The 21298-nt window shown below is 57.9% G+C and carries 24 protein-coding genes and 1 pseudogene; 11 read left to right on the top strand and 14 right to left on the bottom strand.

Going from position 1 to position 21298, the window contains the following annotated elements:
• The first annotated feature begins 73 nt into the window (after positions 1-73).
• Positions 74-706, top strand: coding sequence for a tyrosine-type recombinase/integrase (locus Q1A52_RS12170; RefSeq protein ID WP_300015566.1), 633 nt, complete (start codon positions 74-76; stop codon positions 704-706).
• Positions 707-850: 144 nt separating this feature from the next.
• On the opposite strand, the gene Q1A52_RS12165 is transcribed toward Q1A52_RS12170, so the two are convergent.
• Positions 851-1426, bottom strand: coding sequence for a LysR family transcriptional regulator (locus tag Q1A52_RS12165; protein ID WP_300015562.1), 576 nt, complete (start codon positions 1424-1426; stop codon positions 851-853).
• A 127-nt stretch (positions 1427-1553) separates the two neighbouring features.
• On the opposite strand from Q1A52_RS12165, the gene Q1A52_RS12160 reads away from it, so the two are divergent.
• Positions 1554-1976: a RidA family protein gene (locus Q1A52_RS12160; protein ID WP_300015559.1), complete on the top strand. Its 423-nt coding sequence runs from the start codon at positions 1554-1556 to the stop codon at positions 1974-1976.
• Positions 1977-1988: 12 nt separating this feature from the next.
• The gene (locus Q1A52_RS12155; RefSeq protein WP_300015556.1) at positions 1989-2438 is read left to right on the top strand and encodes a VOC family protein; all 450 of its coding nucleotides are present in this window, start codon (positions 1989-1991) and stop codon (positions 2436-2438) included.
• Positions 2439-2492: 54 nt separating this feature from the next.
• On the opposite strand, the gene Q1A52_RS12150 is transcribed toward Q1A52_RS12155, so the two are convergent.
• The 3 genes from Q1A52_RS12150 to Q1A52_RS12140 are packed head-to-tail and all read right to left on the bottom strand — an operon-like array spanning position 2493 to position 4146.
• Positions 2493-3200 (bottom strand): transporter substrate-binding domain-containing protein, encoded by a 708-nt coding sequence (locus Q1A52_RS12150; protein WP_300015553.1) that lies wholly within the window; start codon positions 3198-3200, stop codon positions 2493-2495.
• Positions 3197-3796: a short chain dehydrogenase gene (locus tag Q1A52_RS12145; RefSeq protein WP_300015550.1), complete on the bottom strand. Its 600-nt coding sequence runs from the start codon at positions 3794-3796 to the stop codon at positions 3197-3199. Before Q1A52_RS12145 ends, Q1A52_RS12150 begins: the two co-directional genes overlap by 4 nt.
• Entirely contained in the window at positions 3793-4146 is a 354-nt protein-coding gene (locus tag Q1A52_RS12140; RefSeq protein WP_300015547.1) for a MerR family transcriptional regulator, read from the bottom strand. Before Q1A52_RS12140 ends, Q1A52_RS12145 begins: the two co-directional genes overlap by 4 nt.
• Positions 4147-4295: 149 nt before the next feature.
• Here Q1A52_RS12140 and Q1A52_RS12135 point away from each other — a divergent pair.
• Positions 4296-4580: pseudogene (locus Q1A52_RS12135) on the top strand (rhodanese-like domain-containing protein); the annotation flags it as partial.
• Between the two features lie 23 nt (positions 4581-4603).
• On the opposite strand, the gene Q1A52_RS12130 reads toward Q1A52_RS12135, so the two are convergent.
• On the bottom strand, positions 4604-5374 hold the full coding sequence (locus Q1A52_RS12130; protein WP_300015544.1) for an IclR family transcriptional regulator: 771 nt from the start codon (positions 5372-5374) through the stop codon (positions 4604-4606).
• A 33-nt stretch (positions 5375-5407) separates the two neighbouring features.
• A complete protein-coding gene (locus Q1A52_RS12125) occupies positions 5408-7714 on the bottom strand; it encodes a molybdopterin-dependent oxidoreductase (protein WP_300015541.1) in 2307 nt (768 codons plus the stop codon).
• 63 nt (positions 7715-7777) lie between these two features.
• Here Q1A52_RS12125 and Q1A52_RS12120 point away from each other — a divergent pair, with 63 nt between their 5' ends.
• The 5 genes from Q1A52_RS12120 (at position 7778) to Q1A52_RS12100 (ending at position 10539) form a co-directional block, all read left to right on the top strand.
• On the top strand, positions 7778-8608 hold the full coding sequence (locus Q1A52_RS12120) for a PLP-dependent aspartate aminotransferase family protein (protein WP_300015538.1): 831 nt from the start codon (positions 7778-7780) through the stop codon (positions 8606-8608).
• A 139-nt stretch (positions 8609-8747) separates the two neighbouring features.
• Positions 8748-8990 carry a PLP-dependent transferase gene (locus tag Q1A52_RS12115; protein WP_300015535.1) on the top strand — a complete coding sequence of 81 codons (243 nt, stop codon included), beginning with the start codon at positions 8748-8750 and terminating at the stop codon, positions 8988-8990.
• Entirely contained in the window at positions 8947-9375 is a 429-nt protein-coding gene (locus tag Q1A52_RS12110) for a VOC family protein (RefSeq protein WP_367278051.1), read from the top strand. The genes Q1A52_RS12115 and Q1A52_RS12110 overlap by 44 nt, the downstream gene beginning before the upstream one ends.
• Positions 9279-9635 (top strand): VOC family protein, encoded by a 357-nt coding sequence (locus Q1A52_RS12105; protein ID WP_300015532.1) that lies wholly within the window; start codon positions 9279-9281, stop codon positions 9633-9635. The genes Q1A52_RS12110 and Q1A52_RS12105 overlap by 97 nt, the downstream gene beginning before the upstream one ends.
• Before the next feature lie 16 nt (positions 9636-9651).
• On the top strand, positions 9652-10539 hold the full coding sequence (locus Q1A52_RS12100; protein ID WP_300015529.1) for an MBL fold metallo-hydrolase: 888 nt from the start codon (positions 9652-9654) through the stop codon (positions 10537-10539).
• 50 nt (positions 10540-10589) lie between these two features.
• Here Q1A52_RS12100 and Q1A52_RS12095 read toward each other — a convergent pair whose 3' ends face one another.
• Entirely contained in the window at positions 10590-11489 is a 900-nt protein-coding gene (locus Q1A52_RS12095; RefSeq protein ID WP_300015526.1) for a transporter substrate-binding domain-containing protein, read from the bottom strand.
• A 463-nt stretch (positions 11490-11952) separates the two neighbouring features.
• Entirely contained in the window at positions 11953-13287 is a 1335-nt protein-coding gene (locus Q1A52_RS12090) for a PLP-dependent aminotransferase family protein (RefSeq protein WP_300015523.1), read from the bottom strand.
• Between the two features lie 82 nt (positions 13288-13369).
• Between Q1A52_RS12090 and Q1A52_RS12085 the strand changes: the two genes are divergently transcribed.
• On the top strand, positions 13370-13906 hold the full coding sequence (locus Q1A52_RS12085; protein ID WP_300015520.1) for a DinB family protein: 537 nt from the start codon (positions 13370-13372) through the stop codon (positions 13904-13906).
• Positions 13903-14766 carry an NAD(P)-dependent oxidoreductase gene (locus Q1A52_RS12080; protein WP_300015517.1) on the top strand — a complete coding sequence of 288 codons (864 nt, stop codon included), beginning with the start codon at positions 13903-13905 and terminating at the stop codon, positions 14764-14766. Before Q1A52_RS12085 ends, Q1A52_RS12080 begins: the two co-directional genes overlap by 4 nt.
• Positions 14767-14804: 38 nt before the next feature.
• Here Q1A52_RS12080 and Q1A52_RS12075 read toward each other — a convergent pair whose 3' ends face one another.
• The 6 genes from Q1A52_RS12075 to Q1A52_RS12050 form a co-directional block, all read right to left on the bottom strand.
• On the bottom strand, positions 14805-15125 hold the full coding sequence (locus tag Q1A52_RS12075; protein ID WP_300015514.1) for a hypothetical protein: 321 nt from the start codon (positions 15123-15125) through the stop codon (positions 14805-14807).
• 170 nt (positions 15126-15295) lie between these two features.
• Positions 15296-16105: an endonuclease/exonuclease/phosphatase family protein gene (locus tag Q1A52_RS12070; protein ID WP_300015511.1), complete on the bottom strand. Its 810-nt coding sequence runs from the start codon at positions 16103-16105 to the stop codon at positions 15296-15298.
• A gap of 367 nt (positions 16106-16472) precedes the next feature.
• Positions 16473-17123 carry a DUF3726 domain-containing protein gene (locus Q1A52_RS12065; RefSeq protein ID WP_300015508.1) on the bottom strand — a complete coding sequence of 217 codons (651 nt, stop codon included), beginning with the start codon at positions 17121-17123 and terminating at the stop codon, positions 16473-16475.
• Positions 17120-18766 (bottom strand): hypothetical protein, encoded by a 1647-nt coding sequence (locus Q1A52_RS12060; protein WP_300015505.1) that lies wholly within the window; start codon positions 18764-18766, stop codon positions 17120-17122. Before Q1A52_RS12060 ends, Q1A52_RS12065 begins: the two co-directional genes overlap by 4 nt.
• A gap of 65 nt (positions 18767-18831) precedes the next feature.
• Positions 18832-19806, bottom strand: coding sequence for a membrane dipeptidase (locus tag Q1A52_RS12055; RefSeq protein ID WP_300015502.1), 975 nt, complete (start codon positions 19804-19806; stop codon positions 18832-18834).
• Positions 19806-21257 (bottom strand): aldehyde dehydrogenase family protein, encoded by a 1452-nt coding sequence (locus tag Q1A52_RS12050; protein ID WP_300015499.1) that lies wholly within the window; start codon positions 21255-21257, stop codon positions 19806-19808. The genes Q1A52_RS12055 and Q1A52_RS12050 overlap by 1 nt, the downstream gene beginning before the upstream one ends.
• Positions 21258-21298: the final 41 nt, after the last annotated feature.

Raw genomic sequence — 21298 nt, 5'->3', positions numbered from 1 at the left:
CTCCTGTGTTATGATGTCCGCGTCAACGTCGGGTTGTCGTTTTGGGAGGGCATGGCGGATCGGAGGATCAGTCATGGAAACACCAAACCTACCAGCTATTCGCGCACTACGTCCAGCTTGGAACCAGGGGCGCATCGTCGGTCAGAAGCGACCATTGAAACCAAAGCATGTCTGGGCCATCCGGGTGCGACTTGAACTGGCAGAAAACCATCGCGACCTCGCGCTTTTCAACATGGCGATCGACAGCAAGCTGCGCGGTTGTGACCTGGTGAAGATGAAGGTCGTCGACGTCATGGCGTCTGGTCAGATCAAAGAACGCGCTTCAGTATTGCAAAGCAAAACTCAGAAACCTGTACGATTTGAAATATCCGAAGGCACACGCGCCTTGGTCGAAAAGTGGATGGAAGATGAGCTCACGGTCGGCTCGGAGTACCTTTGGCCAGGTCGGTTCCATGAGCGCCTGCACATCTCGACACGCCAATATGCGCGGATCGTCCGCGATTGGGTCACGTCGATCGGTCTAGAAGCGAGCGCATATGGCACGCATTCGATGAGGCGAACAAAGGTAACCCAGATCTACAAGAAGACGGGAAACTTGCGGGCGGTTCAGCTTTTGCTTGGACACACCAAGATGGACAGTACCGTGCAGTACCTTGGCGTCGAACTCGAGGATGCGCTAGCAATCGCTGAGGCCATTGAAATCTAACAACTTTAGGGTCGTCTTCGCGGGCGGCCCTTAGCGGACTCTCAGCCTAGTGACACAATGCTGCATTCGCATTCCGCATTGCGGACATCCACGATTGAAAAAATCTGTCGCTAGTCCTTCATACTGTCGCAGTCTACTTGGCTCCTAGACCTCCAAAGCTTCACGTATGGCGCGCGATTGACGACACTCGGCCAGACCAGGCCGGGTTACGAAATACAGAGCGGCCGTGGAGCCACTGAGGCAAACGGCGCGCTCTGCAAGGGCGCCATGTCGTGTTCTAGCGGCAAGGAGCAGTGCATCCAGTTCGTTGGACCAGATCAGTTCGACGTCATCCGTTGTCACCGTCTCCCGAACATATGGATCGAGCTCCTTTGAATGACGGGGCCATCCTTTTGGCAGACGGTCAGCGACGAGGGGATCAACGCCCAAGCTCAACTTCCGTCCGTTGAGCGCAGGGGCGATCGCCTCGGTCGCGTCTGTCAGAACGTCGAAAGCCCGCGAAACATCGGGAAGGTAAGCCGCGCCCTCTCGCGTCAACAGCAATCCTTGTGGCAGCCGCCGGAAGAGCGAGATGCCAAGAGACATCTCCAACCGCTTGACCTGCTGGCTGACAGCACCGGCCGTCACCCCAAGCTCGGCTGCTGCGGCTTTGAAACTCAGATGTCGTGCGGCCGCTTCAAACGCTTTGAGGCCGTTCAGGGACGGAAATCGATAGGTCATGGCGTCTCCTAGCACGCACACCCGGCGCAGTAGACCGAGATTTTCTAAGCCTCGCGCTCAGTTTCTATCGTTTGAACAAAACAGGCGCATCCATGCAAATCCTCTCAACAAACAGAAAGAGGAACTCATGACGATCAGATACAATCCACCGACCGGATGGCCTCAACTTGGACGCCCCTTCCATCATGGCGTGGTCGAGCCAGAGGGCCGCGTCCTCCATATGACGGGGCAAGTCGCCTGGGACCACGATGGGAATGTCATCGGAAAAGGCGACTGCGAAACGCAGGCGCGGCAATGCTTCGACAATGTCGAAAACATCCTCAAGGCCGTGGGCGGGCGCTTGGACGACATCGTGTCGTTGACCGTCTTCTACCTCGATCCGGCAGATATGCTTGCCATCCAGAAAGTCCGGGCCGAACGCATTCAACTGGCGCACGGCCCCATCAGTATTCTTATTCAGGCCGCCGGGCTGATCGCACCAGACCTTTTGGTGGAAGTCGCCCCCATTGCCGTGATCCCCGAGGATCGCTTTCACGAGCCAAAATATTAAGGGTATAAAGCCGTGAACAAACATGAAGGTTTCAAAGCCATTCGCAGCTTGGACTACGTAATCCTTCTTTGCGATGACCTCGCGAAGATGAAAGCGTTCTACGAGCGGCTGTTTCAATTCGAAGTCGAAGAGGATTTTCCGGACCGGATGGCTTTCTTTCGGGTCGGCACCCTGTTTCTCGGCCTAAGGAAACGCGGCCGCCCTTACGACGGGCCAAGCCTGCCGGCGCCATCCGCATCCATTCAGATCAGCTTTCGCGTACCGCCAGCCGACGTTGATCATGCGTATGATAGGCTGGTCGAAGACAGGATCGAGGTGATCGAGCCTCCGACAAATCAGGACTGGCCCCACAGGACGCTGTTTTTCCGCGACCCGGAGCACAACGTCATCGAAGTCTTCGCCGACATTCACCCGCGTGAGACATTGGCTGAACCTTCTGGCGTTCATCAGGTTGTCGACTGATTGCGGTTGCCGAGAATTGTATCTCATCCATGGGCGATCCCCTCTTCACCACGGTTAAAGGATTCGATCAACATCAGCGTCCGCAAACCCGAATGCTTTCATCAATTTTCGATGCTCAGTACCGCCGATGAAGGTATTCAGAACCTGATCAACACGGTTTCGAAGTTCATTGGCGGTGAGCGCGAACGCAAAACAACCATACGCCGGAGCCCTTTCCAGAAGCGGGACGTCCACGACGGCAAGACCATCGGCAGAGCTTGTTTGAAGGAAGCCTTGATGTGCCCGAGCGACACTGGCAAATGCACTGACTGTTCCATCCTCCACCGCCCGCACCGCATCAGCATAGGTTTCGAATACGCAGAACTGGCCGGGCGTCACGCCGAGTTCAAGGGCGGTCACATGCTGTACCTGATCCCGTATTACAGCTAGTTTCAAATCACCCGAAACGGCAAGACTTCGATACCCAGCCAAGCACTGTGCATCCTCTTTCCGGACAAGCAATCCATCCGGCAAGGCCCAGATCGATCTGCTGAACAAAGCGACGCGCTGCCGTTCAGGGGACGCAAAAAGGCCTGTGGTCATCTGCCAGTCATCTCGGGCGAGCCCGGGCAGAAGCTGGGCGAACTCGGTTTCGACAAACTCAACTTCGCCAATGTCGAGTTGATCGAGGACGTACCGCGCCAGTTCGACATCGCATCCGGTCACGGCTCCTGCATCGTCCACATAGTTGAACGGCGGCTCGATAGGATAAGCGACCCTCACGCTACAATCACCACTTGACCGTTGATCGCCCCCTCGACGCATTTGGCGAACGCCCGTCCAACCCGCTGCGACGGCACCCGCTTGTGACCGGGAAACAAAGCGCCATAGCGGCGCTCGGACACATCAAGCAACCCAGGACTCACCACGTTGATCCGCACCCCGGGAGGCATCTCAATCGCCGCCCCTTTCACGAGACCCGCAAGCGCGCCGTTTGCCAGTGCTGCCCCTGTACCTGCAACAACCGGGTCGCGGTCCAGCACACCGCTGGTCAAGGTGAAGGAGCCTGTGCCCGCGAGCCGCTTCATCCCCTCCAGAACAAGGTTGATTTGCCCCATCACCTTGTTCTCAAGCCCCATCTTCAGTGACGCGTCTGTCTGTTCCGCCAGCGGGGCGAAGTGAACCTGGCCCGCGGCTGAAACGAGAGCATCAAACGCTCCAACCTCTTCATACATGGCTTCGATTGAGCTGCGGTCGGAGATATCGGCGCGCACCTCCCCAGTCTTTCGACCGACGCGAACAACGTCATGGCGCTGCGACAGCTCGGCAAAGGCGGCCCCCCCTACATCGCCCGAGGCACCAACAAGAATGATTTTCACCGCAGATACTCCTCATAGATTTCAAGCTTTCTGGCGAGAATCTCGTCACACCGATCAAGATCGTCGCGGCGTTTGGCCAAAAGCCGGGAGTGATCGAGCAGGATGCTCTTGCGATCCGGAATGGTCGCATCCCCTTGCGCATAGAGCGCCGCAAACCGCTGCATCACCTTCATCGGCATGCCGGTTTCGCGAAGCCAGTACAGCAGTGTCAGCCAGTCAACATTGTCCGGCGAAAACCTCCGCTGGCCGTCAGTACCGCGCACGACATTCGGCACGAGCCCTTCTGCTTCGTAGTATCGGATCGTATCAACGTTGAGCCCCGACCGGGCCGCAGCCTCAGAAATGCGCATGACGAAAGACCTCCAGTGCCACTTCTGATACCGGCCTTGAGTAACTCCAGGTCAAGAACAAATCTGACAAAAGGCGACCCATTGCTGCTGCTCCCTGGTTAAGCTGATGCTGCGGTGCGGCCCGTCAAACCTGCCGTTAGGCGACCAGTATCCGCGACGTGCGCGAGCGGCAGCGCAGCAGGTTCATTCCCGGCAGCTTTCACGCCCCGCGCGGGATGATAGAATTCTGGGTGGACCCTGACAGCCCTTACTACAAAGACATCTTTGGCCAACAGGATAAGAAGTATGTCTTTCACTGCGCCTCTGGCTGGCGTTCTGCCATCACCACCGCGACTCTGCAGGACATGGGGTTTGATGCCGCACACCTGAAAGAGGGATTCTCCACTTGGGAGAAACAGGGCGGTCCTGTGGAATTCCCAGAAAAGAAAACCTGATCCAGCGCGAGGAGTCTACGCGATCAAGTGTGGCCCAGCTTTGCAGAGACGCTGCGGGCCGCATGCGATACCAGCGCGCCAAATTGATCAATCCCGTTCTCCGGCAGGTTGATGTCGGGCAATGATATCCCAAGCGCCCCAACCGGTTCGCCCCCCGGCAGCGTGATGGCAGCGCCAAAACTCAGGATACGATCACGAAACTCTCCCGTGTCAAAGGCAAAGCCCCGCATTCGCGTCGCAGCTACATCGGCTTCCAATGCCTCGATGCTGGTAAGGGTCTTTGCCGTGTGATGCGTGAGCGCGCCGCTGACCTGATCGCGCAGCTTGGCAAAGTCCGCAGCCAGTATCGCCTTGCCCGTCCCCACGCAATGCAGCGGCGCTGTGCCCCCCACGGCATTCCAGGAGCGGATCGGTTTTTGGCTGTCGACCTTGTCGATATAGATCACCGACAGGTTTTCGCGCACTGCCAGGTAAACCGCCTCCCCACTCTCATTCGACAGAAACGTCAGCTCTGGCGCCGCAAGTTCGCGCAAATTCAGATTCTCGACGGAGGCCCGCCCAACGCGCCAGGTCTTGAGCGTTGCGGCATAGGTCTTGTCTGGCTTGTGCTGTACATAGCCAAGCGTCGTCAGCGTCTGCAACAATCTGAATGTATTCGACTTTGTCAGGCCAAGCTCCTTGGACAACTCCGTGACGCCCTTTCCCTTCTGGGAAGCCGCAAGGTTTTCCAGAAGGGAAAGCCCCTTGGACAACGTGGAATCAACCTTGGGCTCTTTTGGGGGCTCTGCTGTCATCTCATCCGGATCCTGTTTTGCCTTTGCTATCAGCTATGGTTCCGGTTCGAAAGGCGGCGGTTCATGGGCCTGAACCGCGGGGGGCGTGCCCTCAAATCGCTGCACTTCCACCATCGCGGAATGAGCCGCCGGGCTTTGCGTCAGGGATGAAGTGCGCAGATCGTGGGTAAGCACATTCGGGTTGCCGTGACGGTCCCGCGCTTGCGGTGCGTCGAAATCGGGATCATACCACGCACCGGTCCAGAGAAAGACACAGCCTTTTTGAACCTCGTCCGTCACGCGCGCGCCCGCCAGGCAGCGGCCCCGCGTGTTGAACAGCTCCACAACATCGCCGTCGTGCACACCCCGCGCCTTGGCATCGTCGGGATGAATCAACACGGGCTCTCTGTCTGCAATCTTGTGGCGCAGGCTGTAGGCGCCATTGTCCAATTGGCTGTGCAAGCGCGTTTTGGGCTGCCCGGACAAAAGCGCCAGAGGGTATGCCCCTTGCCCATCCACATTGCGATCACGTGGCGGAAACCATGCGGCGTGTCCCAGGCAATCAGGCAGCCCAAATCCGGCGATGGTTTCGGAATAAAGTTCAATTCGACCACTTGGTGTGGGCAGGGCATGCGCCTTGGGGTCTGCGCGGTATTCGTCCAGAAAGACCTGATCCGGGCTGGGATCGGCAAGAGAGATCAAATCTCCCTGAAGGAAGGTCTCCCAATCCGGCAAGTCGTATCCCGCATCCTGAGCCCGACTGCGGGTCACCTCCCAGATGTCGCGCAGCCAGTCATCGCTGTTTTTCCCTTCGGTAAACGCGTACGCAATGCCCAAACGGGCAGCGAGCGCTGAATAGATGTCATATTCCTCTCGTGCCTCGGCGCAGGGCGGCACCAGTTTGGGCATCGGGATCAACGCATTGTCGGACTTGCCGCCGCAAAAGTCGGTTCTTTCCTGCGGTCCCGCAATGGGCAGCACAATATCAGCATGTCGCGCTGTGGCCGTCCAGTTCAACTCATTCACGATAATCGTGTCCGGGGTTTGAAACGCTTTGTGCAGACGGTTCAGGTCCTGGTGGTGATGGAAAGGATTGCCCCCGGCCCACCAGATCAGGCGCGCGTCAGGGAAAGTGCGGTTGTGGCCCTGATAGCTGTAGGTCCCGCCGGGATTGAGCAACATCTCACTGATCATCGCAACTGGAATGAACTCCGTCACCGGGTTCACGCCCTGTGGCATCGCCCCCCAGCGAAACGGACGTTCGATGTTGCCGATATTGGCGTTCACACCATAGCCCACCGTGAAACCGCCACCGGGCAAGCCGATCTGCCCCAGCATTGCCGCCAGCGTCACTGCCATCCACATCGGCTGTTCGCCAAAATCGGTCCGCTGAACACCCGCCGCAACGTTGATCATCGTGCGGCCAGCAGCCATCCGCCGCGCCAGAGCGCGAATGTCTGGTGCGGCCACTCCGGTCAGCGCCGCGGCCCAGTCAGCGTCTTTGGGGTGCCCATCGTCCTCTCCAGTCAAATAGCGGCATACCTGATCAAAGCCGACCGCATATCTGTCCAGAAACGCCGTATCGTGCAGACCTTCCTCCAGCAGTGTATGAGCCAAACCGATCATCAGGGCGGTGTCAGTACCCGGTGTCACCGGCAGCCAGTCCGCTTCAACCTCTGTGGCGACATCGCTGCGCAAGGGGCTGATATTGACAAATTTCACTCCGGCATCCGCGCATGCCCGCAGGTTGTCCGGCATCCGGTGCTTCGACACACCACCATCACTCACTTGCGTGTTGCGCAGCGCCATACCACCGAACATCACGACAAGATCAGCGTGTTTGGCAATGACGGGCCAACGAGTGGCCTGCGCCACCTGTAACCGAAAGGGCCCCACGATATGCGGCATGAGACCCATTGCTGCATTGTAGCTGTAGTTCCCTTCGGAGCGCAGAAACCCACCGAAACTGTTCAGAAATCGTTTGAGTTGGGTTTGCGCATGGTGGAATCGGCCAGCACTGGACCAACCATAAGATCCGGCAAAGATACCCTGATTGCCATGCGTCTCTCGCACCCGTGACAGCTCCTTTGCCACCAGGTCCAGCGCCCGGTCCCAACTGACCTCGACAAAGACATCTCGACCGCGTGGCACGGCATTGGGCGTTCCCGTCAACCAGCTTTTGCGCACGGCGGGACGACGCACGCGGGCCCGACCGTGCAGGCTTCCCGGGATGTTATCATTGATCTCGGACGCATGAGGATCGCTTGGGTGGCCTTTAACGGCAAGAACGCGATCACCCTGAACCGTGGCAACACCGATACCCCAGTGGCTGGCCGTCAGCTTTTCTTCACGCTTGTTCATTGATCCTACTATTATGCTGATATATAAAACATATTTGCCGAATATTGATACAGATAACTGTGATTGTCATCCTCCGAAAAGACAATAGAGGCGATACCAAAATGCCAGAACCTCGCAGATGATCTTGTTCACGCAGGCCGACCGACACGAGTCGAAGGTCGCCATGTGAATATGCCGATTGAGCTGGGCTCAACAATGGTTTTTGACACCCTGGCGGCATTCGAGGCTGCCCGCGACGCCCGCTATGACAGCGGCACGATGTACTATGGCCGCTACGGCAACGCCGCGACCTTCCAGCTCGAACAGATGTTGGCAAAGCTGGAACAGGCGGATGGCGTGACGCTTACCTCATCCGGGGTCGCGGCAATCACCCTGACACTGATGAGCTTTGCGCGTCCCGGCAGCCATCTGCTGGTGGCGGATCATGTCTATGGCAACACGCGGGCTTTCTGCGATGGCCTGCTGACACGCATGGGCGTTGAGATCGAGTATTTCGATCCGATGGCCGGTGCGGATGTCGTAGCATTGATCCGCGAGACCACCTGCGCCGTGATGTTCGAGGCGCCCGGGTCCGGCACCTTCGAGATGCCCGATATCCCGACCATCGCTCAGGCGGCGCAGGCTGCGGGGGTTCCCTCGGTTCTCGACAGCACATGGGCCACACCGATTTTCTGCCAGCCGTTAACGCTTGGTGCCGATGTCGTCGTAGCTTCCATGTCCAAATACCTCAGCGGGCATTCTGATGGCATGATGGGCATGATCGCAAGCACAGCAGAACATGCCCAAACCATTCGCAAGACGGTCATGGGTGTTGGCGACAAGACCGGTGGGCAGGAAGTGTTCCTGGCGCTACGCGGGTTACGCACGTTGAAGATGCGGATGGAGCATTTTTGACACTGCCGGGCGTGAGATGGCCAGTTGCCTAGCCCTGCAACCGCAAGTCAAACGCGTGTTGCACCCCGCCTTTGACACCTGCCCCGGCCACGCCTTCTAGGCGCGTGATTTTAGCGGCGCGGCGGGTCTGTTCGGCGTTGTGTTTCACCCCTGTTCGGACACCCAAATCCGCGATTTCGTGGATGCGCTGCATCACTTTGGCATCGGGGTCAGTTGGGGCGGATATGAAAGCCTCGTGCTTCCTGTCAAACCGCTACGCGGCGCGGGCACCTGGGCTGAGCAAGGGCAATTGGTGCGTTTCAACATCGGGCTGAAGGACACGGAAAGCCTCAAGGCCGATCTGGCCGCCGCCCTGCCTTTTCTTAACACCGCAGCGGAGTAACCCCATACACAATAAGATCGATCACTTTGCCATTGGTGCAGACACCCTTGAACAGGGCGTTGCCGACATGGAAACCAAGCTGGGCGTTACCGTGCCGCGCGGTGGCAAGCACGACGCGATGAGCACCCACAACTGCGTGATGCAGGCGGGCAACGAGAGCTTCTTTGAACTCATCGCCATTGACCCCAATGCGCCTGCCGATCCGGGGCGCGTACGATGGTTCACGCTGGATGATCCCGCGACACAGACGCGGCTCAAGGTCCGCCCCCGCGCGCCCTTTGCTGGGTTGTGGGCACCGACGATCTGGATAGCATTATTGCCAACAGCCCTGTCGATCTTGGAGAGGTCGTACTGTTCACCCGTGGCGAGCGGTCATGGCGTCTGACCGTGCCCAAGGACGGCAGCCTGCCGATGGAGGGCCTGCTGCCCGCATTCATTGAATGGTCCCCCGGACCCCATGCCAGCACCGGCCAGCAGGACCTGGATGTGCGGCTGAACAAAGTGCAGCTGACGCACCCCGAGCCAGATAGGCTGCGGGACATTCTGAAAACCCTGAAGGTGGATCATCTGGCACATGTGACAGCGGGGCAGACCGCTCTGTCATTCGCCGTTGAAACGCCCAAGGGACCTGTCATCCTCAATTGATCGAAGGAGAATACCGATGACCGAACAGCCCGCGCTTCAGATGAGAAAACACCCTGACGTCAAAGCGTTCTTTGACGATCAGTCAAACACCATCAGCTACGTGGTCAAGGATCCCGACAGCCATGCATGCGCGGTGATCGATGCGGTGATGGAATTCGATCCCGCCGCAGGTCGTCTGAGCTACGACAGCGCGGATGCGATGATCACTGATATCAAGGCGCGGGGTCTGAGCTTAGAGTGGATCATTGAAAGCCATGTGCACGCCGATCATCTGTCCGGCGCGCCCTATATCCAGCAGGAGCTGGGCGGTAAAATCGGGATCGGTGAGCACATTCTGACCGTGCAGGAAACCTTCGGAAAGATCTTCAACGAAGGCACCGAGTTTGCGCGCGACGGGTCTCAATTCGACCGGCTCTTTACTGATTGCGATACCTATGAGGTGGGCACGATGACCTGCACGGCGCTGCACACACCTGGCCATACCCCGGCCTGTATGGTGCATATCATGGGCGATGCGGCTTTTGCAGGCGACACCCTCTTTATGCCCGATGGCGGCTCGGCGCGCGCGGATTTCCCGGGCGGGGATGCGGGGCAGCTTTATGACAGCATCACCCGCCTTCTGGCCCTGCCGGACGATATGCGGCTCTTTGTGTGCCACGACTATGGCCCCGGCGGACGTGCAATTGCATGGGAGACAACCATCGGCGAACAGCGGGCCGCCAATATTCACGTCGGCGACGGGGCCACGCGGGAAGATTTCGTCAGGATGCGCGAAACCCGCGATGCGCAACTGTCCATGCCCAAGCTCATCATCCCCTCCCTTCAGGTCAATATCCGCGCCGGGGAAGTTCCAAAAGACGAGGCCGGAGATATGACACTGAAAATCCCGGTCAACAAACTCTGATTGAAGACCCGGAAGCGGGTGCTGCGTCCGGGATAGTCGCTTGATGGCGCTTAGTGCGCCGCCAGAGCCATGCGTCCCTTCAGGTGTTCGCCATACTGACCCAGTAAGAAGATAAAGACCCAATAAATCGCGGCCACAAACAGGTAGACCTCGATGTAATAGGGCGCCCAGTCCGCAGTCCCGAATGCCGTCTTGCCGGATGCGAGGATATCAAAGAAGCCGATGATGGTCACAATCGCGGTTTCCTTGAAGGTGGCGGCCGAGATCGGCTCTCTGGACAGTTGATCGCTCAGGATCACATGGTCAGCCGGGTTGTCGATGTCAGTCGCCCGAAGCACGGCCAGATTTGGCCCCCACCCCGCAAAGGCATCACAGCGATTTGCAAGATATGCGGACCGAAGCTCGGCTACGCTTTCATAGGAAACCATCTGGTGATCGACATTCACGGTCTGAAGATAGTTCGCCGCAAGCCGTTCGATGGTCATGCCCGCTTCCACACAAATGACACCGCCTGCAAGACCTGTTGCATCGGTAACGCCCAGATCGCCATGTGCCATGAATTGCGTGCAGCCAAAGAAATACGGCAGGCTGAACTGAAGGCCCAGTTCGGTGTCGCGGCCCATCGTCCAGCCGGTTGCTTTGATGATGACATCGACATCACCAGATTGCAGCGCGGGAAAGCGCTGTGCCCAGCTCAGAGGGACAATCTTGCTTTTGTCGGGGTCGCCTAAAATAGCGGCGGTCAACGCCCGGCACAGGTCAATGTCCAGACCCTTCCATTCGTTCTTGTTGTTCACTTCGACAAATCCGAAGTAGCTGCCGTTATGACCAGAACACAGCATCGTGCCGCGTTCCTGAATCTGTTGAACCGTTGCGCTTTGCGCTGCTGCCATCTGCGGCGCCATGAAACCCGTCGCCATTAAAGCGGTTGCCGCAAGAAGCGTTTTCATTTGCTGTCTCCCTATTGTTCTGTATATCGGCATATTTGTACTGATATTTAGAATTTTGCTGATCTTGTGTTGAGGCAACAAGTTTCAATTTGGGCGTCAGAATTTAGGATATCTGAAGACGCAGACCGGTTGGCTGGAGCCAACGGTTTGCATCAGTTTTTCACGCGCCACCGAAAACAATGGAGGCATGAAAAAAACCGGACCGTCGAGCGTGTCTGCAGGTACAGATCAGTCAGAAAATTACTGAAAATGAATACTTTGACGGGAGATCACCAGATTGGAAGACTTCAACAGCTAAGTTGATGGAGGAGCCGCAATCCGGCGAAGATCACAGCGTCACTGTTTCTCGCGAAGTCCTTCACAGACATGTTCGAAATCGATCGTAGCGGAGCGCAGCATCAGTGCGTCCTTGTTGCAACGTCGGGTGACCGCAAGACAAGCAATCCCACAATTCCCGGTCAGGTCACAACGGTCTGCCGTTCGATTCTGACCCAGCAGTCGCCAGCTTCGCCACTTCGCGAAGCGCGTAGGTCCATGTCGACAGATCAGGTGCCGAATAGGCTATCCGGACGCCTGTTGGAGCGACGCTCTTTCCGACTGCAAATGCGCTTCCAGGTGCAACAGCTATCCCAAGATCTGCGCAGGCAGACACGAAACTGTCCGCCCGCCACTGGCTTGGCAGCATCAGCCAACCATGAAGCGCTTCGGGTGAGCTTTGATAGTCCAAACCTTCAAAAGCACTCCTTGCGATGTCAAACATGGCCTTTGCATCCTGCCTTTTCGATGCCTCTACAAAGTCAACGACACCGTCTTCGATCCAATGTTGCGCAAGGCCAACGGATAGGGAGGGAGCCATCCATCCACCTGACCTCAAAGAGCGCGCTACCGCTTCATCAAATCGTCTTGGGCATGCGATGATACCGAGCGAAAGGCCCGGCATAAGGCGCTTTGAAAGGCTGTCGATCTGGATCACATGATCAGGGGCAAACGCCGCCAGTGGACGGGTCGGTTTGAGAAAGCCGTAAACGCGATCTTCAATCGCTGCGAGATTGTGCTTTCTCAGTACTGCCGCGATTTGTTCCCTTCGACTTTCGCTCATCGTCACAACAAGAGGGCTTTGCAAAGTCGTCTGAAGATAGGCACCGTTCAGACCAGCATCTGCCGCCCTGTCGAGCGCATGCGGTATGATCCCCTCGCCGTCCAAGGGCAGCGGTACCAGCTCGACCCCCAGCATTCGCGCCGTCGCGATTGCGAAGGGATAGGTCAAAGCCTCAACTGCGATCCGTCCCCCGCGTGGGGCAAGAGCAGAAAATGTGGCTGCAATGGCCTGTTTACCGTTTCCGGCCAGCAGAACATTGCTCGGGTCTACTTTGAATCCGCCTTCGCTCGTCAGACGCGCAAAAGTAGATAGCGCAGGCCGGCTTGCGCGGACCGACGGCGGTGTCACTGCAGTGACTGCCACGCCAGCCTTGAAAAACAGGTTTGTCGATGCGGCGATCCGGTTCCGCGCATCAGTCGAAAGCCGGAACATGATTTCAAGATCAATTCCGGTACCGGATGGCTCCTGCAGGGACGGATCAAGCGGCGCGAAGCGATTGGACACGAAGGTCCCTCGGCCGATCTCTCCTTTGACTAATCCGCGCCGCGTCAACTCTTCATAGACACGGCTCGCCGTTGAAACCGCGATCTGCTCATCAAAGGCAAAGATGCGTTGCGGTGGCAGCCGCGCGCCAAGCGGCAGCTCGCCGGTCGCAATACTCCGGGCGATGCGATCCGCAATTTGCACGTAAGGTTTCATAGCTATATTGCTCCGAGATCAATGTATCTCTTGATCAGAGCATTATGGCCATGTCAGACAACGGCGATCAAGGAGTTTTTCTATGCCAAATCTATCCCTGACTCACCGGATGACCACCTACATGGCTTGGGCCGATGACGTGATGCTGAAGAACGCGGAGCAACTGGCCGAGAGCGATCTGTCGGCCCCAAGAGACACATTGTTCAAGTCAATCACTGGAACTTTCGATCATACCTTGGTCGTGGCGGAGATGTTCCAAGCGCACCTCGAAGGCCGCACCCACCCGCATATCGCGCGGCACCGCAGTGAGGCTCTGGCATTTCCAGAAGTCGCCCGCCGTCTGAGAGAAATGAACGAATACTACGTTTCGCTTGCCCAGACCTGGACGGAGAAAGAACTGGCGGAAACCATCAAGTTCGAATTTGTCGGCGGTGGCCAAGGCGCAAAGACCCGCGAGGACATTCTGCTGCATCTCGTCAACCACGCCACCTATCACCGCGGGTTTGTCAGCACCTTGCTTTTCCCGTTCAGAGTTAAATTCGCAGCCAACGATCTCACAGTCTTTCTAAGGGATGTATGGCCCAAAATGGCCGCCAGGCTGAAGGAGGAAGCAGTATGACCAAAGTTGCATGGATTGGTCTTGGGGTCATGGGCTACCCAATGGCCGGACATCTCGCCAAAGCCGGACATGATGTCACCGTTTTCAACAGGTCGTCAGGCAAGGCGAAGGCTTGGACTGAGGCGTTTGGAGGAACATCCGCCGACACGCCGGCCGCCGCTGCCGAGGGTGCTGAGATCGTCTTCAGCTGCGTGGGGGCCGATGATGACCTGCGTTCCGTAACGAAAGCTCAGGAAGGCGCGTTTCATGCGATGGCTCCCGGATCGTATTACGTCGATTGCACAACGACATCTGCCGATGTCGCCAAGGAATTAGCCGAGGTCCTATCGCAAAAGAGCTGCCATTTCCTGGACGCGCCGGTGTCCGGTGGCCAGGCAGGAGCCGAAAACGGGCAGCTCACCGTCATGGTGGGCGGTGACCCGGCTGCATTCGATCATGTTTCCCCTGTAATCGATGCCTTCGCCCGCAAGGTGACGCGGATCGGCACTGTTAGTGCCGGTCAGACAGCCAAGATGGTCAACCAGCTTTGCATCGCAGGTGTGGTGCAAGGATTGGCGGAAGGCATGGCGCTCGCCAAGAACGCAAATCTCGACATTCAAGCCGTTATGGAGACCATTGCGGAGGGCGCAGCCGGGTCGTGGCAGATGTCAAACCGCTGGAAAACGATGGATGCGGGCAAGTACGATTTCGGCTTCGCCGTTGACTGGATGCGAAAAGATCTGGGGATCGCGCTTAAGGAGGTTGCGAGACTGGGCGGGACAGCACCTGTCGGCGCTTTGGTCGATCAATTCTACGGCGACGTTCAGCGAACGGAAGGTGGTAAATGGGATACCTCAAGCCTTCTGACCCGGCTCCGGTAACTACTGCGTTCAGTCGTTACTGGCGTTTTGGCAAGCTTTCAACCTTGGTCTGGCGCTTCAGCGACCGCGTGCCTTTGGAGATAGGTCGTCAATCCAGCTTTGGTTGATTTTCCGCCGTCCAAGAGTTGCGCGGTCCAAGCGCGAACCTCGAAAGCAACAATGTTCATTTCCCAGACACAGCCGACTACTTCCTTAACGCCATCCCCGAACTTCTCCGGCGCATCCCAACTTGCCCGCATCTGGTCGAGATGCGCCAAAACACTACCCCATTGCCAATAAAAGGTCGGGGAGACCACCGCCACTTCGGCAAAATGGACGATCTGGAACGCAACGCCTTGATTTCCGGTTTCATCGTGCAAAGCCCCAGCTTTAGGTAGCCGAATTAACGCCTCTTCGGCGGCCGCAGACGCGACTGTTTCGTCGAACTGCCTTCCAGTCGCGACTATTGCATATCTCTTGAGATACCACCCTCGTTTCTCAACGCAAGGAAGAGGCAAAACCGGCCTCGGGCGGTATGGCTGCACGTTTTTCAACTCTGCTTCAACCTAAGGACCAACGGACAGTGGTCCGATACTTCGGGATCGTAGACCACATCGAATGCGTGCACTTCCGCCTCACGGTTCACCAACATGTAATCGGCAAACCGGCCTTGCTTTTTGTAAAGAGAGGTGCGGGTACCTTCGAAACCGCGGCGCGTCACCAACTCCGTCAGACCCGCATCGGCCAGTATCGAGAGCGTTTCGCTGCCCGGTTCGACATTGAAATCTCCGCAGACGACCACGAAATCGCCCTCCTCGGCAATCCAATCTGACAAGGCCAGCAGTCGCCTCGCCTGCGCGGCACGCGCCGGTGTGTCCATCTTGCCGTTCAGGTCACGAAGCCCGTGCATATGCGTAATGCTGACCACCCGATCACACTTGTGGTCATACACGCGAACGCCGTGGGCACTGCGTGAGCGGGGATGATCCCCATAGCCGTTGGGGGAATACTCCTTGTGCACGAAACTTTGTATCTGACCAACGATAGGGAGCGACCGGTGCACAAACGTAGCCAGACCCCATTGTGACGGAACGGTCTGATCACCATCCCACAAAACCCCCTGCGCTGCGGGACAGAATACCCCGATATGGTTCGGTAAAACACGCAAGACATCTCGAAAGAAGTTGGCGCGCTGGTTCAGAACGTGCTCGCCGTCACGGTATGTCAGCCAGTCTTTGTCACTTGCAGGGCTGTGAACGACCTCTTGCAGACACAGGACATCAGGTGCCGTTTCGGCAAGATACGGCAGTATCTTTTCGTGAATTTTACCGCCCCATCCATTGAGGCACATGATTTGCATCGGCCCGGCACCATATCCTAAAATGGGACATTCGCCGTGATCACGAGAAAACGCAAGATAGTGCCTTTCCAAGTCTCGGGCGTGGTGTGCCGCTTCGTTATACTTTTGAATGTCAACGCAGTTTCCCACACCTAGACATGGCGCCAGCGGGGCACTGTGGTTGAGGACGGTCTCACGCCCTCTGGAAAAGGTTTTTCATACCGAAATCAACGCCGCTGGTGGGAACATGGCCCTTGCTAAGGAAGTAGATACCCGCGAATCAGTGACGCACTGAAGTCCTGATATCAACCTCCGACAGCATCCGGTTCTGCGGGATACGCGCGCCCCGTTGTGTCGACACCAAAGCGGCAGGTTCTGGATGACGGCGTCAGTCGTTGTCAGAAACGCCGGCACCCGCCCCAAGGCGGCGGGATTCCGGTGTATCAGGGGCATAGGTCCGGTGGGCAAATGTGCCCAAGATGTCCCAGCCGGTCGGGCATACCCGTCCACGCAGTTCTGGTAAGGAAGCGTTTTGGTTCATCTCTGAAACACGAGAGCAGGTCAGCGCGACCTTCGACGCCAGACCAACCTGCGCCTTTGGATCATTCACCCAAATCCTGTACCCGTCGGTCTCGATACGGATGTCTGGCCATTGCACCCTAACGGGTGAGCAGATGTGCAGCGCCGCCCAGGCGGCAAACGGCACGACGAGTAGCGGGCTGGTGACATCCTCCATTTCAATGTGATGACCGGTTGCAAGCCGATCAGCGCAGTCATTCAGAGCGGCCCCACTGGCCAGGGGACACAGCACTCCGGACCGGGCCGTCCAAGGAGCGTCCAGTGTCTGCGGCGCGATATCAGCATGTGCCACGCCGTCATTCCGGGTCAGAACCTCCGCCAGAAGGCGAACCCCGGGCAACTGATGCGACTCCAGCCACCGCGTGGCCTTCGCAGCCTCCTCAGCCATTCCCCAAGACAGGCCTGTCCCGCGCGCCGCTTTCCTGGATTGCGCTTCTATCTCGTTGAGGGAATGGGTCACTGGAGCGTCTCTCCCAAAACGGGATAGGGCCAGTCATCGCAATTGCTTTCTTGCAGGTTTTCCGGGTAAGGCGCGTTACCAAAAAGGCAAATGCGCACCCACCGATCCGACCTTGGGTCGAACTGCGTCGCACCAAAAAACGCCAGTTTGCAACGCAGCATGTCAATGGGCAGCAGATCCGCACTGATCGTGTTATCACGGATTTCCGCATATGGTGCGCGATCCACGATCTGAGCCCGGCGCACACTGTGGCGGTGTTCGGGGTGCGCCAGCAGGAACGCCGCGATCGGTGCATCAACATGCCAGGATTTCAGCGCGTCGTTGAGCGCTGCTGCATCGCGACCCGGTGCAAGCGGCTGTTCGTAATCCGCGATGGGCTCGTCGAACCGCTCACCCAGGCGCGGTTCAAGCTTTTCCTCCGAGACATACCAGGCACGGGCGCAGTTTTCCCGCTCTGCCCAGTTGATGTCCATCGCCCAACCGTAGTTCCGGTGCAGTATCTCTCTTAGTTGCGCCACGGACATCGTCCCATCAATCCGAAAAGCTGCGGGATTCAAATCCGACATCTCATCCGCCAGGGAGTCCACGAGATCGCCGTAGGGTTCCAACATCAGTGAGGCGAGACATTCCTGAGCTTCCAGGCACAACTCTGTCTCCGCCCACATGAACAGCCGGTTCCAAGGCGCTTCGGTGTTCAAGTCTGCTGCCTCGACGTGGTGTGACAGTCTTTGCAAATCCACACGCAAATCGGTCAGTTTTTCGATCTGGATCGGATGGTCGGATCGCCAGAGGTCGACCGACAGGATGGTGCGCGCCAGAAGGTCGCGGAAGGTTTCAACCTCATCCGCAGAGGCCAGCGGGACACTACGGACGCGGGCAATTGCGGTTTCACGCGCCGCGATCCAGTTGTTGATCAGTGTTGGATGATTCAACAAAAACGGTGCCATGCCCAGGCCAGTGGAATTTCCGATCCCCATGCGACGGGCGATCTCGGGGGCAAGAGGCACCGCTCTCTCTCCGCCACGTGTTTTGGCCATATGCTGTACCAGATCACGCACGTAAGCGCGGGTCAGGAATACGGACAGCATTTCGATCTGGAACGGTGCGGAACACTCAGGTCTGGCCGCGATTGCCTCACGGTCGGCGGCCCCCAGTTTCCCCGAGCCGTACACCGCCGTGGTGCGCATCAGGTAGCCAACCTTGAGAATTTCATGCAGATCAGGCTGCCGTCCATCCGCGAGCCGGGCGATGACATGCTCCCACAGGCGAACGGACCGATTGGCACGGGACACGGAAAGCTCCGTTTCCGTCACCCGGCCCGCTTCCTGCAATGGAACGTTCGTGCGCAGACGCGCGATATCTTCCTTGGTGGGAACACCGTCGAACAAGGCGAATGTGCTGTCCCAGGCTTGGGCGATCACACGGTCAGAACGGCTCTCGGCAGGCAAGTCATGGGCAAATGCAACCAGTGAATAGGTACGATCCGGCGTGTGTGCGCAATAGACCGCGTGGCCGACGCCCTTGGCATCAATGTCGAAGATGGGGCGTGTAAAACTCCACGCCTCGCGCGCCATCCGCCGGGTCAGAATACGCATGAAGGACAGGCGGCATTGATGGAAGGAGCCCAGCCGAGCAAGGCGCATCACCTGCGAAGGTGCCCGCAAGGAAGATGTGAAAGATGGTTCGGGCCTGGGTTTCATGTGTCACCTCACGTCATCGGAACAAAGTTCTGGGCGTAGAAACGATGCCAGTTGCCACCCATAATGCCTGCCACTTCCTCGCGGTTCAATCCAACCGCCGTCAGTCCGTTTTCAATGTTGTCAAAGTCGCGATTGTCGTTGAACCAGCCGGGCATGTCCGGGAACCCAGGCGCAGCGGCGGAGCCTTCGCCATAGTCGATCTCTTTACTCCAGCGTCCCACGCGCATCCATTCAACAACACTGTCCGGCTGATCCTGACACAGGTCAGTGCCGATCCCGAGGTGTTCCGCGCCAAAGGTCTCTGCAGTACGCGCGATCATCTCGCAAAAACTGTCCAACGTGCAATCGGATTTGCCCTTCAAATGGTGCGGATAGACGGAAAACCCAAGCATCCCGCCATTCTCGGTCACGGCGCGGATCACGTCGTCTTTCTTGTTCCGTAGGGCCGGGCACCATTCGTAGGGGTTGGCATGGGTAATTGCGATGGGTCGCTCCGACAAATCCGCAGCCTCGATTGTAGATCGATCCGCCGAGTGGCTCATGTCCACAACCAATCCGACGCGGTTCATTTCCTTGATGACCTGGCGGCCCATGCGGGTGATGCCCGTGTCTTCGGCCTCATAACACCCGGTCGCCAGCAGCGATTGATTGTTATAGGTCAACTGCATGAACCGGGCGCCTAGGGTATGCACGATTTCGACCAGGCCGATATCGTCTTCGATCGGACTGGGGTTCTGGAAGCCAAAGAAAATCGCCGTCCGCCCGGTCTCCCGCGCGCGCTCTACATCGCTCGCCCATTGGCCCTTCATGATTAGATCAGGGTATTGTTCGAACCAGCGATTCCACTTTTCGAAGTTGAGAACCGTTTCGCGGAAGTTCTCGTGATAGGCGATGGTCACATGGACGGCGTCCACGCCGCCTTCCCGCATCTGCCGAAAGATCTTCTCCGACCAATTCGCATATTGAAGGTTATCGATCCGCATTATGCTGGCACCCCGGATGAGATATAGGCCGTCTTCACAATTGTGTAGAATTCCGCAGCCGCCCTGCCCTGTTCACGTGGTCCGTAAGAGCTGTCTCCGCGTCCGCCAAAGGGTACGTGATAGTCCGTGCCCGCAGTTGGCAGGTTGACCATGACACACCCTGATTGCGCATTGCGGCGGAAATGCGTGGCGCGCGCGAGGTTCGTCGTCACGATGCCAGCGGTCAGACCGAAACGGGTGTCATTCACAATATGCAGCGCCTCGTCATATCCCTCGACCGGAATGACGCAGGCCAGCGGTGCAAACATCTCTTCGCGGTTGATCCTCATGTCATTGCGCGTGCCGACAAACACGCCAGGGGACATGTAGTAACCGTCGGTCGGCATCTCCAGACGCTGGCCGCCGCACACCAGTTCTGCGCCCTCGGACGCCGCGAGATCGACATAGGCGAGGTTGTCGTTCAACTGCTGTTCGGAGACAACCGGCCCCATCTGGGTTCCCTCTTCCAAGGCGTGCCCCACCTTCATGGCCTTTGCGGCCGCCGCCAGCTTGTCGACAAACTGGTCATGCACGGACCGATGGACCACCAGCCGCGAGGACGCGGTGCATTTCTGGCCGGACCCACCAAAGGCCCCCCCCAGCGCCAGAGACACGGCCAGGTCAAGGTCTGCATCATCCATAACGGCCAGCGCGTTTTTCGATCCCATTTCCATCTGAACGCGCGTCAGGTTCTGGATGGCAGCCGCCGCAATCCCTTTGCCCACCGGAACGGATCCGGTGAAGCTGATGGCGTTGACCATTGGACTTTCTACCAGACGTTGGCCGATCGCTCCCCCTGCCCCCATCACCAAAGAGACCAGACCTTTGGGGATGTCCTGACGTGCGATGATCTCAACCAAGGCGACTGCAGAGGCCGGCGTCAGGTTGGCCGGCTTCCAAACAACGGCGTTACCATAGCATAGCGCAGGTGCAATTTTCCAAGACGCGGTGGCAGTCGGGAAATTCCACGGAGAGATGATCCCCGCGACGCCCAACGGCTCGCGACGCACATCAATCTCGATACCATCGCGGACTGAATCCGCAGCTTCGCCCATTTGCCGCAGTGTTTCGGCGGCGTAGTAGGTGAAAAACTGGCCGGCGCGGTAGACCTCGCCTTTGCCTTCTGCCAGTGGCTTGCCTTCTTCGCGCGACAGCAATCTCCCCAGTTCTTCGGCACGCTGCATCATCTCCGTGCCGATTGCCATCAACACATTGTACTTGCGCTCGATGCCATAAGCCGCCCATTCCGCCTGCGCCCGTCGCGCCTGCTCCAATGTCGCCTCCAGCTGATCCGTGGTGGCCTGCGCGAACACGCCGATCACATCGCTCACATCCGACGGGTTGCGGTTTTCGATCCCGGTACCGCCCGCGACCCACTCCCCTGCGATGTAATTCAGTTTCAAATCGTTCATGGTGTGTCCCTTGGCATCAGCAACGCAAAACCGCGCATGAT

This window comes from uncultured Roseobacter sp., assembly GCF_947488185.1.
Classification (GTDB): domain Bacteria; phylum Pseudomonadota; class Alphaproteobacteria; order Rhodobacterales; family Rhodobacteraceae; genus Roseobacter.
This window is presented reverse-complemented; position numbering and strand designations above follow the sequence as displayed.

Bases quoted from the DNA above. Each gene is read 5' to 3' on its own strand.
- Q1A52_RS12170 (WP_300015566.1), top strand. From the start codon at position 74: ATGGAAACACCAAACCTACCAGCTATTCGCGCACTACGTCCAGCTTGG.
- Q1A52_RS12165 (WP_300015562.1), bottom strand. From the start codon at position 1,426: ATGACCTATCGATTTCCGTCCCTGAACGGCCTCAAAGCGTTTGAAGCG.
- Q1A52_RS12160 (WP_300015559.1), top strand. From the start codon at position 1,554: ATGACGATCAGATACAATCCACCGACCGGATGGCCTCAACTTGGACGC.
- Q1A52_RS12140 (WP_300015547.1), bottom strand. From the start codon at position 4,146: ATGCGCATTTCTGAGGCTGCGGCCCGGTCGGGGCTCAACGTTGATACG.
- Q1A52_RS12130 (WP_300015544.1), bottom strand. From the start codon at position 5,374: ATGACAGCAGAGCCCCCAAAAGAGCCCAAGGTTGATTCCACGTTGTCC.
- Q1A52_RS12125 (WP_300015541.1), bottom strand. From the start codon at position 7,714: ATGAACAAGCGTGAAGAAAAGCTGACGGCCAGCCACTGGGGTATCGGT.
- Q1A52_RS12100 (WP_300015529.1), top strand. From the start codon at position 9,652: ATGACCGAACAGCCCGCGCTTCAGATGAGAAAACACCCTGACGTCAAA.
- Q1A52_RS12095 (WP_300015526.1), bottom strand. From the start codon at position 11,489: ATGAAAACGCTTCTTGCGGCAACCGCTTTAATGGCGACGGGTTTCATG.
- Q1A52_RS12090 (WP_300015523.1), bottom strand. From the start codon at position 13,287: ATGAAACCTTACGTGCAAATTGCGGATCGCATCGCCCGGAGTATTGCG.
- Q1A52_RS12085 (WP_300015520.1), top strand. From the start codon at position 13,370: ATGCCAAATCTATCCCTGACTCACCGGATGACCACCTACATGGCTTGG.
- Q1A52_RS12080 (WP_300015517.1), top strand. From the start codon at position 13,903: ATGACCAAAGTTGCATGGATTGGTCTTGGGGTCATGGGCTACCCAATG.
- Q1A52_RS12070 (WP_300015511.1), bottom strand. From the start codon at position 16,105: ATGCAAATCATGTGCCTCAATGGATGGGGCGGTAAAATTCACGAAAAG.
- Q1A52_RS12060 (WP_300015505.1), bottom strand. From the start codon at position 18,766: ATGCGCCTTGCTCGGCTGGGCTCCTTCCATCAATGCCGCCTGTCCTTC.
- Q1A52_RS12055 (WP_300015502.1), bottom strand. From the start codon at position 19,806: ATGCGGATCGATAACCTTCAATATGCGAATTGGTCGGAGAAGATCTTT.
- Q1A52_RS12050 (WP_300015499.1), bottom strand. From the start codon at position 21,257: ATGAACGATTTGAAACTGAATTACATCGCAGGGGAGTGGGTCGCGGGC.